At 62.1% G+C, this 13,860-nt stretch carries 13 protein-coding genes and 2 pseudogenes; 8 read left to right on the forward strand and 7 right to left on the reverse strand.

The features are described from left to right. Positions 1-33: 33 nt before the first annotated feature. From HX811_RS32325 to HX811_RS28655, 3 genes and pseudogenes are all read right to left on the reverse strand, one after another. Complete coding sequence (locus HX811_RS32325; protein WP_371132463.1) at positions 34-855, reverse strand: methyl-accepting chemotaxis protein; 822 nt, start codon at positions 853-855, stop codon at positions 34-36. 36 nt (positions 856-891) lie between these two features. Beyond that, positions 892-1,713, reverse strand: a pseudogene (locus tag HX811_RS32330) (cache domain-containing protein); the annotation flags it as partial. A 70-nt stretch (positions 1,714-1,783) separates the two neighbouring features. After that, positions 1,784-3,103 (reverse strand): Na+/H+ antiporter family protein, encoded by a 1,320-nt coding sequence (locus HX811_RS28655; RefSeq protein WP_161635727.1) that lies wholly within the window; start codon positions 3,101-3,103, stop codon positions 1,784-1,786. Between the two features lie 1,391 nt (positions 3,104-4,494). Between HX811_RS28655 and HX811_RS32335 the strand changes: the two are divergent. Both HX811_RS32335 and HX811_RS32340 read left to right on the forward strand, forming a co-directional pair. Further along, positions 4,495-4,641 (forward strand): annotated as a pseudogene (locus HX811_RS32335) (HAMP domain-containing protein); the annotation flags it as partial. A gap of 102 nt (positions 4,642-4,743) precedes the next feature. Continuing rightward, positions 4,744-5,499, forward strand: a complete 756-nt coding sequence (locus HX811_RS32340) for a methyl-accepting chemotaxis protein (protein WP_371132465.1) — start codon at positions 4,744-4,746, stop codon at positions 5,497-5,499. An 88-nt stretch (positions 5,500-5,587) separates the two neighbouring features. Here the strand turns inward: HX811_RS32340 and HX811_RS28665 are convergent, their stop codons facing one another. The 4 genes from HX811_RS28665 to HX811_RS28680 are packed head-to-tail and all read right to left on the reverse strand — an operon-like array spanning position 5,588 to position 8,200. Next, entirely contained in the window at positions 5,588-6,904 is a 1,317-nt protein-coding gene (locus HX811_RS28665) for a sensor histidine kinase (RefSeq protein WP_177048423.1), read from the reverse strand. Continuing rightward, positions 6,901-7,569, reverse strand: coding sequence for a response regulator transcription factor (locus HX811_RS28670; RefSeq protein ID WP_003219550.1), 669 nt, complete (start codon positions 7,567-7,569; stop codon positions 6,901-6,903). Before HX811_RS28670 ends, HX811_RS28665 begins: the two co-directional genes overlap by 4 nt. Next, entirely contained in the window at positions 7,569-7,892 is a 324-nt protein-coding gene (locus tag HX811_RS28675; protein ID WP_177048425.1) for a PepSY domain-containing protein, read from the reverse strand. The genes HX811_RS28670 and HX811_RS28675 overlap by 1 nt, the downstream gene beginning before the upstream one ends. Continuing rightward, the gene (locus tag HX811_RS28680) at positions 7,892-8,200 is read right to left on the reverse strand and encodes a PepSY domain-containing protein (protein ID WP_008432789.1); all 309 of its coding nucleotides are present in this window, start codon (positions 8,198-8,200) and stop codon (positions 7,892-7,894) included. The genes HX811_RS28675 and HX811_RS28680 overlap by 1 nt, the downstream gene beginning before the upstream one ends. A gap of 159 nt (positions 8,201-8,359) precedes the next feature. Here HX811_RS28680 and HX811_RS28685 point away from each other — a divergent pair, with 159 nt between their 5' ends. From HX811_RS28685 to HX811_RS28710, 6 genes are all read left to right on the forward strand, one after another. Further along, positions 8,360-9,439 carry a hypothetical protein gene (locus HX811_RS28685; protein WP_003219547.1) on the forward strand — a complete coding sequence of 360 codons (1,080 nt, stop codon included), beginning with the start codon at positions 8,360-8,362 and terminating at the stop codon, positions 9,437-9,439. Between the two features lie 180 nt (positions 9,440-9,619). After that, the gene (gene queD / locus HX811_RS28690; RefSeq protein WP_003190259.1) at positions 9,620-9,976 is read left to right on the forward strand and encodes a 6-carboxytetrahydropterin synthase QueD; all 357 of its coding nucleotides are present in this window, start codon (positions 9,620-9,622) and stop codon (positions 9,974-9,976) included. A gap of 89 nt (positions 9,977-10,065) precedes the next feature. Beyond that, positions 10,066-10,518 carry a GNAT family N-acetyltransferase gene (locus HX811_RS28695; protein ID WP_177023239.1) on the forward strand — a complete coding sequence of 151 codons (453 nt, stop codon included), beginning with the start codon at positions 10,066-10,068 and terminating at the stop codon, positions 10,516-10,518. 10 nt (positions 10,519-10,528) lie between these two features. Next, positions 10,529-11,152 (forward strand): NUDIX hydrolase, encoded by a 624-nt coding sequence (locus HX811_RS28700; RefSeq protein WP_003219544.1) that lies wholly within the window; start codon positions 10,529-10,531, stop codon positions 11,150-11,152. 201 nt (positions 11,153-11,353) lie between these two features. Beyond that, positions 11,354-12,622 (forward strand): cytosine permease, encoded by a 1,269-nt coding sequence (gene codB, locus HX811_RS28705; protein ID WP_003219542.1) that lies wholly within the window; start codon positions 11,354-11,356, stop codon positions 12,620-12,622. Next, the gene (locus HX811_RS28710; protein WP_177048427.1) at positions 12,619-13,836 is read left to right on the forward strand and encodes a PucR family transcriptional regulator ligand-binding domain-containing protein; all 1,218 of its coding nucleotides are present in this window, start codon (positions 12,619-12,621) and stop codon (positions 13,834-13,836) included. Before codB ends, HX811_RS28710 begins: the two co-directional genes overlap by 4 nt. Positions 13,837-13,860 lie beyond the last annotated feature (24 nt).

The following is a 13,860-nucleotide window of genomic DNA, read 5'->3' on the forward strand; positions in this document are numbered from 1 at the left end:
AACAGGACGTTGCCGATGGGCGAAAGCCTGCAATCAAATCCTGAACTGCCCCACCAACTGCCCCAACCGCTGCCCCAGGTCCGCCAGGCTGCGAGAGGTCTGGGCGCCCTGCTGGGTTTCATCCGCCACGCTGTCCACCGCCACCGCGATCTGATGCACGCTGCGGTTGATCTCTTCGGCCACGGCGGTTTGTTCTTCCGCCGCGCTGGCGATCTGCGCGTTCATCGAGTTGATGGTGCCGATCAGCTGCGCCATGGTGTCCAGGGACGCTCCGGCTTCGTTGGCCTGGGCCGATGTGCCGTCGCCGGCATCGCTGGAGCGGCGCATGGATTCCACGGCGGCCTCGGTGCCTTTTTGCAGGCGGTCGATCATGCCCTGGATCTCCTGGGTGCTTTGCTGGGTGCGGCTGGCCAACGCCCGTACTTCGTCGGCGACCACGGCAAAACCACGACCGGCCTCCCCTGCCCGCGCGGCTTCAATGGCGGCGTTGAGGGCGAGCAAGTTGGTCTGTTCGGCAATCGAGCGGATCACGCCAAGCACGCTGACAATCGACGACACATCCTGCTGCAAGCTGTCCAGGGACACGCCGCTGCTGCGGATGTCGTTCACCAGCGCGTGAATCTGCGCGATGCTGCCATCCACGACTTTTTTCGCGGCCTGGCCTTCGGCGTCGGTTTGCTGCGCAGCGACGGCTGCGCCTTGGGCACTGCGCGCCACTTCATGGGCCGCGGAGGACATTTCGTTGATCGCGGTAGCCACCTGGTCGGTCTCGTGTCGCTGGCGCTCCATGGCCTTTTCCGAGCGGTTGGCTTGCTCGGCGACCTGGCTCACCAGGCCGGTAAGCTGGGAGGTCATCTCGGTGATCTGGCGTACCAGGCTGTGGATCTTGTCGACAAAGCGGTTGAAAGAGCCTGCCAGTTCGCCGAGCTCGTCCTGGCTGGTGATGGCCAGGCGGCGGGTCAGGTCACCCTCACCGGCGGCGATGTCGTCGAGGTTGATCTTCATCAGGTGCAACGGCCGCAGGATGGTATTGGCCACCAGCATGCCCACGGCGGCAATCACCAACAGCACCACCACGGCAATGCCGATGATGCTCAGCACCACACCTTCCATGCGTTTCTCCACCTTGGCCTGAACCTCGGCAACCTGGGCGTCGATGCCGTCCAGGTTCACCGAGGTACCGATCACCATGTCCCACTTGGGCAAGTATTCGGTGTAGCCAAGCTTGGGCACCAGCTCGGTCTGGCCGGGCTGCGTCGAGCTGTATTGCAGGTAGTGGGTGCCGTCCTTGCCGACTTTCACCAGGTCGCGGTTGACGTAGACGCCGTTCGGGTCGCGGTTGTCCTTGAAGCTTTTGCCGACGCCGTCCGGGCTGTTGCCCTTGAACAGGCGAATGGTCTCGGAGTCGTAGCCGAAGAAATAACCGTCCTTGCCATAGCTGATGTTGGACAGCAGCTTGACCACTTGCGCCCGTGCGGCCGTATCGCCTTGGGTGGCAGCGTCGTACAGCGGCTTGATGGTGGTCATCGCCACCTCGACGTAGCCGCGCAAGGTGGTCTTGGCGTCGTTGAGCAGGTTCTGACGGGTTTCTTCGACCTCGTTGCGGGCCTGCTCCCGAAGGATCCACACCGTGGTCAGGCTGATGATCACGGCAAACAACAACACGGGCAGGACAGCAAGGGACAGTACTTTGGCCTTTAGACTCAGACGCATGGCTCTTCTCTCTTGAGGGACAACTCAAGAGGTTAACGGCTAGTTACAATAAATCTGTAGGACAATCCCGTCAGAGCGTCATCGCGGCAAACCAGCCAAACGCCAGCAGCGGAATGTTGTAGTGCAGGAAGGTCGGCACCACGGTGTCCCAGATATGGTGGTGCTGGCCATCGATGTTCAAACCGGAAGTCGGGCCCAGGGTGGAGTCCGACGCAGGCGAGCCGGCATCACCCAATGCCCCGGCCGTGCCGACGATGCACACGATCGCCAGCGGGCTGAAGCCCAGCTGCACGCACAGCGGCACAAAGATCGCCGCCAGGATCGGCACCGTGGAAAACGACGAGCCGATGCCCATGGTCACCAGCAAGCCCACCAGCAGCATCAGCAGCGCGCCCACACCGCGGCTATGGCCGATAAACGCCGCGGAGGCTTGCACGAGTGTCTGCACTTCACCAGTGGCCTTGAGCACTTCGGCAAAGCCTGACGAGGCGATCATGATGAAGCCGATCATCGCCATCATCTTCATGCCTTCGGTGAACAGGTCATCGGTGTCGCGCCAGCGCACGATGCCCGACACCGAAAAGATCAGGAAACCGGCCAGGGCGCCAATGATCATCGAGTCCAGCCACAGCTGGATAATGAACGCCGCCGCAATCGCCAGGCCGGCCACCAGCAGGGTCAGCGGGTTGTAGTGCACCGCCACCTGCTCGACTCGCTCGATCTTCTCCAGGTCGTACACACGCTTCTTGCGGTAGCTGACAAACACCGCCACCAGCAAACCGACCACCATGCCCAGCGCCGGGAGGCCCATGGCATGGGTGACATTGACCTGGCTGATGTCGACACCGCTCTTGGCCACGTTGGCCAGCAGGATCTGATTCAGGAAGATGTTGCCGAAGCCCACCGGCAGAAACATGTAGGGCGTGATCAGGCCGAAGGTCATGACGCAGGCGATGAGACGGCGGTCCAGCTGCAGTTTGGTCAGCACATATAAAAGCGGCGGTACCAGCAGCGGGATAAACGCGATGTGGATCGGCAGGATGTTCTGCGAGGCGATGGCCACCACCCAGAGCAGACCGATCAGCAGCCATTTGACGTGACTGCCGCCCGTGGCTTCCTGCCGATCCACCAGCAGCAGGGCTTTATCGGCCAGCGCATGAGCCAGGCCGGATTTGGCAATCGCCACGGCGAACGCGCCGAGCAGCGCGTAGGACAACGCCACCGTCGCACCGCCACCCAGGCCGCTGTTGAACGCCTTGAGCGTCGCGTCGATACCCAGGCCGCCGGTCAGGCCACCCACCAGGGCGCCGACAATGATCGCGATCACCACATGCACGCGGGACAAGCTGAGCACCAGCATGGTGCCGACCGCGGCGATTACTGCATTAATCATCGTTACCTCAAGACAGAAAACATGAAAAAAGCACGCACCTGCCCGGGCTGCTGTCGGGAACGGCTGCCGCAAACCAGGTTTTAAGGGAGTTTTATTAGAGGGCGCGCACTTTGCAGCAGGTGGGCGGGCATGTCAAAGCACGACGTCGCAAACAGCTTTAAATTGATCGTTTGAATAAAGAAAATTTCCGAGCCGCCGATACAGGCAGATCGTCTCTGTCGTATCGAAAGGTTAAGGAAGGCTCCATGTCGCTCAGACAGCTGTCCATTCAATGGAAAATTACCCTGCTGGCCGGTCTTTGCCTGCTGGGCATCGTGACCTTGCTGGTAGGTCTCTCGCTGTACCGCATGGCGCAGAGCTCCGACCTGGTCAAGGCTTCCAGTATGGAAATGCTCGACGAAGCCGCCCAGGCGCGCATCGAAGCCCAGGGTGAGGTCCAGGCCTTGGGCATTCGCCAGCAGTTCATGGACGCCTATCAATACGGCCACGGTTTTTCCCGGCAGGTGTTGTTCCTGCGCGAACAGGCCGAGAAACGCTTCCTGGATGCCTTCGACCTGCGCGAAGACCTGACCCGGCAGGTCAAGGCCGCGCTGCAGGCCAACCCTGACCTGCTGGGCCTGTCCCTGGTATTCGAGGCCAACGCACTGGATGGCAAGGACGAACTGTTCGCCAACCAGCAAGAACTGGGCAGCAACGACAAGGGCCGCTTTGCGCTGTACTGGTCCCAGCCGACTGCGGGCAAGCTGACTTCAATGTCGCTGCCCGAAAGCGACATGTCCGACACCAGCGTCGGACCCAGCGGCGAAAAAGCCAACGCCTGGTTCACCTGCCCGCGCACCACACTCAAGCCCTGCGTGATCGAGCCGTACTTCTATGTGATCGATGGGCAAAAGGTGCTGATGACCAGCATCGTCTTCCCGCTGATGGTCAACGGCAAAGTCATCGCCTCGCTGTCGGTGGACATCAACCTCAACAGCCTGCAAGCCGTCAGCCAGGGCGCCAGCCAGAAACTCTACGACGGCCAGACCAGCGTCAGCATCATCAGCCCGGTGGGCCTGCTGGCCGGCTACAGTCCGGACGCCGGCAAACTCAGCCAGCGCCTGGATGCCGTCGACACCGCCAACGGCGCGCAATTGATCAGTTCGCTTTCCACCAGCACCCAGACCCGCAGCGTGCGCACCGACCACCAACTCAAGGTGCTCGCGCCGTTCCAGCCGATCCCCGATGGCAAGCCGTGGGGCGTGTTGCTGGATGTTCCGGAAAAAGTCCTGGTGGCTCCGGCTGAAGCCCTGAAGTCCAAACTGGACGCCGATAACGCCAAGGGCACTCTGCTGGAACTGAGCCTGGGCCTGCTGGCAGCAATCGTCGGCCTGTTGCTGGTGTGGCTGATGGCCCGCAGCGTGACCCGGCCGATCCTCGGTGTGGCGCGCATGCTGGAAGACATTGCCAGTGGCGAAGGTGACCTGACCCGCCGCCTGGCCTACGACAAACACGACGAACTCGGCGAATTGGCCGGCTGGTTCAACCGCTTCCTCGACAAGCTGCAGCCGATCATTGCCCAGGTCAAACGCTCAGTGCAGGACGCCCGTGGCACCGCCGACCAGTCGGCCGCCATCGCCACTGAAACCAGTGCCGGCATGGAGCAGCAATACCGTCAGGTCGACCAGGTGGCCACCGCCTCCCACGAGATGAGCGCCACCGCCCAGGACGTCGCCCGCAGTGCCGCGCAAGCCGCCCAGGCTGCCCGCGATGCCGATCAGGCGACGCGTGAAGGTTTGACCGTGATCCACCGCACCACCACCAGCATCGGCCACCTGGCGGCGGATATGAGCACCGCGATGACCCAGGTTGAAGGACTGGCGGCCAACAGCGAGAAGATCGGTTCGGTACTGGAAGTGATTCGTGCAATCGCCGAGCAGACCAACCTGCTGGCACTGAACGCCGCTATCGAGGCCGCCCGTGCGGGTGAAGCCGGTCGTGGTTTTGCGGTGGTCGCCGATGAAGTGCGCAACCTGGCGCGACGTACCCAGGAGTCGGTGGAAGAAACCCGCCTGGTGATCGAGCAACTGCAAAGCGGTACCCAGGAAGTGGTCGGTTCCATGAGCAACAGCCATCGCCAGGCCCAGGGCAGCGTCGAACAAGTGGGCCAGGCCGTGACCGCCTTGCGCCAGATCGGCGATGCGGTAACGGTAATCAGCGACATGAACCTGCAGATCGCCAGCGCCGCCGAAGAGCAAAGTGCGGTGGCCGAGGAGATCAACAACAATGTGGCGACGATTCGAGATGTGACGGAGTCGTTGTCCGGGCAGGCGAATGAATCGGCACGGGTCAGCCAGGCGTTGAACAGCCTGGCGAATCAGCAGCAGGGCCTGATGGATCAGTTCAGGGTTTGATGAGCTGCTGGATACTCCGGCAATCAGCCCGAGTATCCCGTAGCAGCTGTCGAGCCTCGGCGAGGCTCGACAGCTGCTACGTTTGTGTTCACTGGCGGCGTGGCAGGTCGATGATGACCTTTAACCCGCCCAGCTCGCTCTCCTGCAACAGAAGCACCCCGCCCCACACCTCGACAATATCCCGCACGATCCCCAGCCCCAGACCATGCCCGTCAGTCTGCTCATCCAACCGCGTGCCTCGGCTGAACACCTGATCACGCTGGCTCTCGGGAATCCCCGGCCCGTCATCTTCGACAGCCAACCGAAAGCCTTCCGGGGTTTCGCCGATGCTCAACACAATCTCCGCATCCGCCCATTTGCACGCGTTGTCCAGCAGGTTGCCCAACAGTTCCAGCAGGTCTTCGCGGTCCCACGGCAATTGCAAACCGGGCGGCACGCGGTAACTCAAATCCAGGTGTTCGCCATGGATCATGTTCAGGGTCGCGAGCAACCCCGGTAATTCGCCGTCGCAATCGAACAAGGCACCCGGCAGTGTCTCTCCGGCCAGGCGGGCACGATTGAGTTCACGATTAAGCCGTTGCTGCACCTGCTCCAACTGTTCCCGCAGCAGCTTGCTCAGTTGCGGATGGTCCTTGAGCTGTTCACTGGATGCCACGCTCAGCAACACCGCCAACGGGGTTTTCAAGGCATGGCCGAGATTGCCCAGGGCATTGCGCGAGCGCTTGAGGCTGTCTTCGGTGTGGGCCAGCAGATGGTTGATCTGCGCCACCAGCGGCTCCAGTTCCACCGGCACCTGGGTATCCAGTTGCGAGCGCTGGCCCTGCTGCAGTTGGGCGATCTGGTTGCGTGCGGTCTCCAGCGGGCGCAAGGCGCGGCGCACGGTGACCCGTTGCAGAATCAGGATCAGCAACAGCGCCGCCAGCCCCAGCACCAGGCCGATCTGGCGCATCAGCCGAAAGCTTTCTCTGACGGGTGTGTAGTCCTGGGCCACGCTGATGGAAATCGACTGGCCAAACCGTTTGTAGTCCGAACGCAGTACCAGCAACTGCTGGCCTTCCGGCCCCAACTGCAGGTTGCCCTTGAGCCCGGCGTGGGGCAACTGCGGCAGTTCCTGGTCCCACAGCGAGCGGGAACGCCAATGGGTGTCGGCAAAATCGATACGGAAATAGTGCCCGGAAAACGGACGCTGGTACGCAGGAGACAACCGCTGCTCATCCAGTTGCACCCCCGCCGGCCCGCGCACCAGCGCCACCAGCAGGTTCTCGCTGTCGTTGCGCAAGCCGGACTCCAGGTAACGTTGCAGGCCCATTTCGAACAGCCACAGGCTGGTCTGCGCCAGCACCAGGCCGACGATCACCATCACACTGATCAGCCCCAGGCTCAGGCGCCGCTGGATCGACTTCATGCCGGGCTGGCACCAAACCGGTAACCCTGGCCGCGCCGGGTCTCGATCACGCTGCGGCCCAATTTGCGGCGCAGGTGGTTGACGTGGACCTCCAACACATTGGAGTCACGCTCGGTCTCGCCATCGTACAAATGTTCGGCCAGGTGACTTTTTGAAAGGATTTGCTCGGGGTGCAGCATGAAGTAACGCAGCAGCCGAAACTCGGCCGCGGTCAGCTGGATCTCCTCGCCATCACGCATCACACACTGGCGACCCTCATCCAGGTGCAAGCCGGCAGCCTGCAAGGTGGGCTGATTGGCGTGGCCATGGGAACGACGCAGCAAGGCCTGGATACGCAGGTGCAGCTCTTCGGGATGGAACGGTTTGCTGAGGTAGTCGTCGGCCCCGGCCTTGAGCCCTTCGATGCGCTCGGCCCAGGAGTCGCGGGCAGTGAGGATCAGCACCGGCGTGGCCAGGCCGGCGGCACGCCATTGCGTCAACACCTCAAGCCCGGGCAAACCCGGCAGGCCGAGGTCAAGGATGATCAGGTCGTAGGGTTCGCTGCGCCCCTGATACACCGCATCGCGCCCGTCCGCCAGCCAGTCGACGGCATAGCCCTGGCGATTGAGCCCGGCCATCAACTCATCGGCCAGGGGTACGTGGTCTTCCACCAGCAGCAGGCGCATCAGTCGTCTTCCTTGTCTTTGAGCAGTTGACCGGTGTTGGCATCGAGTTCGATCTCGCGCACTACGCCTTCCACCGTCAATAGTTCGATTTCATAGATATAGCGCACAGGGCGATCCTTGTGCTCTTCAAGCTCGGCGTCCAGCAGCTTGGCGCCCGGGTAGCGCTCGAAAGCCGGGCCCAGCAGATGCTCAAGCGGCGCGATCACACCCTCCTGGCGCAGGCGCAGCGCCTCGTCCTGGCCCAGGTCACGAGCGGCCAGGCCTGAGCAAAATGCCAGGAGCACCAGCGCCACTTGAGCGCTGGTGCGTAGATTTACCTTCATTACGTATCCTGATGATCCTTGAGGACGGCGCCGGTGACAGCGTCCAATTCCAGGTCCCACTCGACGCCCTGGGCGTCGCGCAGTTCAACCTGATAAAGGTATTTGCCGTATTCCTCTTCAAGCTCGGTTTCATGCACGGTGGCGCCGGGATGTTTGGCCAGTGCGATAGCATTGAGCTTCTCGAAAGACACAATGGTACCAGCGTCGCGCAACTTCAGTGCTTCGTCCGGCCCCAGGTCGCGAGCCTGGGCGACGCCTGCGGTGAGGGCGATGATACTGCTGGCGATCAAGGCTGTGAGGGTTTTCATGGTGAGTCTCCGTTTCGGGATATTTTGCCTACGGGGCTCACGGTACTGGATCCAACTTAACTGAAACTGAATTGCCACCATGGCAATTCTCTGCGAGACCTTTGCCTGCAACCGGGCAAGATTTTCTATACTGCCCTGCTCGCGGTAAATGAGACCGGTATGACTGCTATCCATATGAAGTTCCCCGCCTTGACCCTCAAGGCCGGTAAACGCGCTTTTGCACGCATTCGTGAGCAGGGGCTTGCGCCTGCGGACGTCGGCATCCTTCCCGGCGCTGCCGGCGGGCCCAAGGCGCTGGGCATCCAGGGTCTGGACCTGGCGCTGTTTGGTGACTGGCTGCCCCGGGCGCCCCGCGAGCGTGCGCTGATCGGCGCCTCGATAGGCTCCTGGCGGTTTGCCAGTGCGTGCCTGCCCGATCCGGTGCAAGGCCTGCTCGACCTGGGCCGGCTGTACAACGCACAAAGCTTTGCCAAAGGCGTGACCATGGCCGAAGTCAGCCAGAGCTGCGTGCGCATGCTCGATGACTTGCTGGCCGGCCGCGATGCCCGCGTGCTCGACAACCCGCACTACCGGCTGAACATCATGGTGGTCAAAAGCCATGGCCTGCTCGCCGACGATCATCGCGGTCGGCTTGGTTTGGGGTTGTCCTCGGTGATCGCCGACAACCTGAGGGGCCGCGCGCGGTTGTCCCGGCACTTCGAACGGCTGATCGTCCACGATCCACGCCAGGCGCCACCGCTGCATGCGCTCAAGGATTTCCCGTCGCGCTTCCTTGATCTGGAACTGGGCAACCTGCGCCAGGCCTTGCTGGCGTCGGGCTCAATCCCCATGGTGATGCAAGGCGTACGCGACCTGCCGGGTGCAGGCCAAGGCACTTACCGCGATGGCGGCCTGCTGGACTATCACCTCGACCTGCCCTACCACGGCGATGACATCGTGCTGTACCCGCACTTCACCGACCGGGTCATTCCCGGCTGGTTCGACAAAGGCTTGCCGTGGCGCCGTGCCAATCAACAGGGTTTGCAGGATGTCCTGCTGCTGGCGCCGTCGAAGGAATACCTGGCGCGACTGCCCCACGGCAAACTGCCGGACCGCAGTGACTTCAAGCGCTTTATGGGGGATGACCCGGGCCGCAACAAGTACTGGCAAACCGCAATGAGCGAAAGCCAGCGGCTGGGGGATGAGTTTCTGCAACTGGCCGACAATGGCCAATTGGGCGAACGCCTGCTGGCTCTCTAGCGCCCTCTCCGTAGCAGCTGTCGAGCCCAAGCGAGGCTGCGTCGGCAGCACCTCGGTTTGTCAGACAAATCGCAAACGCAGCCTCGCCATGGCTCGACAGCTGCTACGCGGTATGCGCGCGGCCGCCACAAACTGTTAAACTCGCCGCCTGCCAGACACCTCACCGAGCTGAAAAACCCTGTGGAAATCTTCAAAGAGTTTACCTTCGAGTCCGCCCACCGCCTGCCCCATGTACCGGAAGGCCACAAATGCGGGCGCCTGCATGGCCATTCGTTCAAGGTGGCGATCCACCTCAGCGGCGACCTCGACCCGCACACCGGCTGGATCCGTGACTTCTCGGAGATCAAGGCGATTTTCAAGCCGCTCTACGAGCGCCTCGACCACAACTACCTCAACGACATCCCGGGCCTCGAAAACCCCACCAGCGAAGTGCTGGCCAAGTGGATCTGGAATGAACTGAAACCGCTGTTGCCGGAACTCAGCGCGATTCGCATCCATGAGACCTGCACCAGCGGCTGCATCTATCGCGGCGAATAAGCCGGCGATGTAAAAAACCACCCTTGCGGTGGTTTTTTTATGCCGGTGACTCCCTTACAGTCGTGGCCTCTTGTACAGGAAGCGCTGCGATGCCAACCCATATCCGCCCCGCTACCGTCGACGATATCGCCGCAATTGAAGCGATCGTCCACGCCGCCTACTCCCCTTACATCCAGCGAATCGGGCGCAAGCCAGGGCCGATGCTGGATGACTATCGCCAGCAGGTCGCCGCCGAACGGGTGCATGTGCTGGAGAGTGCGGGCCAGGTCCACGGCTTTGTCGTACTGATTCATCACGATGAGTACCTGCTGCTGGATAACCTGGCCGTCGACCCCGGTGCCCAGGGCTTGGGTTACGGGCGCCTGTTGCTGGGCTTCGCGGAAGGCCAGGCCAGGCATGGCTCCATCCGTCTCTACACCAATGAAGCGATGACCGAAAACATCGCGCTGTACACCCGCAAAGGCTATGTGGAAACCCACCGGGCCGAGGAAAACGGCCTGCGTCGGGTCTACATGCAAAAAGACCTCACCGCCTCGCACTGAAGGAGCTCCCATGGAAAACATCTGGCTGGCCCAGGCCAAGCGCCTGCAAGCATTGGCCTCCACGGGGCTGCACTTCTGCACCGATGACTTCGAGCGCGAGCGCCTCGAGGAAATCGCCCAGATTGCCCACAGCATGCTGGCGCAATTGGGTGAAGTACCGCTGGAGCGCATCACCGGGCTGGTGCCGGATTTTGCCAAACGTTATTCGACGCCCATGATTGATGTGCGGGGCGCAGTGATTGACGGTGACCGGATCCTGTTGGTCCGCGAGCTCACGGATGGCTGCTGGGCATTGCCCGGCGGTTATGCGGATATTGGTTTGTCGGCGGCTGAAAACATCGTCAAGGAAATTCGCGAAGAGGCCGGGCTGACGGTCACGGCCAAGGCGCTGTACAGCGTCACCCACAAGGCCAAAGGCTTGTACCGGCCGGATATCCGGGACTTCTACAAACTCTACTTTCTGTGCGAACGGGTTGATCAACTGGCGCCGGCGGCCGGTTTCGAAACCACCGAAGTTGGCTTCTTCAGCCTGGACGATCTGCCGCCGCTGTCCCGTGGCCGCACCATTGAAAGCGACCTTGAGGCCGCTTTTGCCTTTCATCGCGGGCAGACCACTCACACCCTGTTCGATTGAATAACGGGTGATCCAATTTGTATCACCCTGCACCGCTTTCGCGCCTGAGTGGGCAGAAAGACCAATCCCGCCTGCGTGTTTCCCCTGTTTGGCTATAAATACTGTGCAACCTGCACAGTCCTGACCGTGCGCCCGTCACTGCCTCGCACTTGGCACGACGGGTGCAATAGGCCTGCGTCACTCATTCTGGGAGAACGGCACATGACGCAGAACGAACCGGGCAATGACTACCCTCTCAGCGAGGTGCCCATGCATGCCCGCAAAGGCCTGGCCTCCACCGCCATGGTGCTGCTGGGCTTTACCTTTTTTACCGCGACCATGTTCGCCGGCGGCAAGCTGGGGGTGGCCTTCAGCTTTACCCAGATGCTCGGCGTCGTGGCCCTGGGTAACCTGCTGTTGGGTATCTACGCCGCAGGCCTGGGTTACATCGCGTTCAAGAGCGGTTTGAATTCAGTATTGATGGGGCGTTTCTGCTTCGGTGAAGTGGGCAGCAAGCTGAGCGACTTGATTCTCGGTTTTACCCAGATCGGCTGGTACGCCTGGGGCACCGCCACCGCAGCCGTGGTACTGGGCAAGTATTTCGAGTTGAGCCAGGGCAGCGTACTCGGGCTGATGGTGCTGTTTGGCATGGTGTTCTGCGCGACGGCCTACGTGGGCTATCGCGGGTTGGAGATTCTGTCCTACATCGCCGTGCCGGCCATGGGTATTTTGTTGTTTCTGTCGATGTGGGTCGCCACCGTCAAGGTCGGCGGGCTCGATGGACTGCTGGCGGTGGTGCCGACCGGTGAGCTGGACATGTCCACGGCTATCACGCTGGTGTTCGGCACCTTTGTCAGCGGCGCGACCCAGGCCACCAACTGGACGCGGTTCTCACGCTCGGCCAGGGTCGCGGTGCTGGCCAGCCTGATCGGCTTCTTTATCGGCAACGGCTTGATGGTGTTGATCGGTGCCTATGGCGCCATCGTCTACCAGCAGCCCGACGTGGTCGAAGTGTTGCTGCTGCAAGGCTTCGCCATGGCGGCCATGGCGATGCTGTTGCTGAATATCTGGAGCACCCAGGACAACACCATCTACAACTTCGCCGTCGCCGGCTGCAACCTGCTGCGCACCAAGCGCCGCAAAACGGTGACCCTGGCCGGTGCGGTGATCGGCACCCTGCTGGCGTTGCTGGGCATGTACGACATGCTGGTGCCCTACCTGATCCTGCTGGGCACGGTGATCCCACCGATTGGCGGGGTGATCATGGCGGATTTCTTCTATCGCTACCGCGGCCACTATCCGCGCCTGGCCGATACACGCCTGCCGGCCTTCAACTGGCCAGGGCTGATCGCCTATGCCGTGGGTACGGTGCTGGCCTTTCATTCACCCTGGGTGGCGCCGTTGGTGGGGATCGTGGCGGCGTCCCTGACCTACATCGTGCTGACCAGCGTATTGCGGGTGCGGGCACCTTTGGCTGACGTCCAGGCATGAGCCTGACAGTCGCCGATGTGCTGGCCTTGCCCGGCCTTGAATCGATGTGCCTGCGGGCCGGGGAAGCCGGCCTGGAGAACACGGTGCGCTGGCCCTATGTCGCAGAAAACAGCGGCATTGCCGAATGGGTGCTGGGGGGCGAACTGGTGTTCGTCACCGGCATCAATCACCCACGGGACGAGGCCAATCTGTTGGTGCTGCTGGACGAAGCCTGTCAGCGCCAGGTCGCCGGCCTGGTGATCCTCACGGGGCCGGACTATATCCAGGCGATTCCCCAGCGTTTGCTGGAAGCGGCGCAAGCGGCGGGCATGCCGCTGATCGAACAGCCTTACTCGTTGAAGATGGTACTGGTGACCCAGGCCATCGGTTCGGCGTTGATCCAGTCGCAGCAGTTGGGGCGCTCGCGACACGATGTGCTGGAGCGCCTGCTGGCCGGTGATTACCAATCCCTGGATTTGCTGCTGCACCGCGCTGCGCAGTTGGACATGCCGCTGGCCGGCCATTGGCAACTCGTCCAGTTGCAACTGGACGGCAGCGACGCGCTGTTTGCCCAGGGTGAGGCGCCAGTGGTCGAGACGCAGCTTGCCCGACAACACGATGCTATTACCCGCCGTCTGCGCCAGTTTGCTGCGCAGCATCCGTCGCGCCTGCCCGTGCTGGGGCGTGCCGGACAATGGACGTTGTTGCTGCCTGCGATAGACGCGGGTGCGGCATTGGCCAACCGTCAGTTGTTGGCGGGTTGGTTGAAGGCACTGAATCTGCGCCTGGCACCGTTGAAACTGTTTATCGGCCTGAGTGCTGCCGCGCACCCACCCGCGCGCCTGGCCCAGGCCCTGGATGAGGCGCGCCAGGCATTGGCCGCTGCGCGACGGTTCAGTGAACGCGCCGGGCTGTGTGTCTACGATGAGTTGGGCGTGCTCAAGCTGCTCAGTGGCGTACGTGATCGCGCCCTGCTCGATCAGTTCCTCAACGAACGCCTGGGGCCGCTGCTGCGCCACGACCTGCACCATGGCCCAAGCCTGATGCCGACCCTGGAGGCCTGGTTCAACGAGAATGGTAACCTTGTGGCCGCAGCCCAACGGCTGGCGGTTCACCGCAACACCCTGACGCACCGCGTCCAGCGTATCGAAGCCCTGTGCGGGCTGACGCTGGACAATGCTTATGACCGCCTGGACATCGGCATCGCGCTGATGATCTGGCGGCTGTCTGCCTGACTGTTTTTTGCCAAGAGGAACTTG

The organism is Pseudomonas sp. F8002 (assembly GCF_013385495.1).
Classification (GTDB): domain Bacteria; phylum Pseudomonadota; class Gammaproteobacteria; order Pseudomonadales; family Pseudomonadaceae; genus Aquipseudomonas.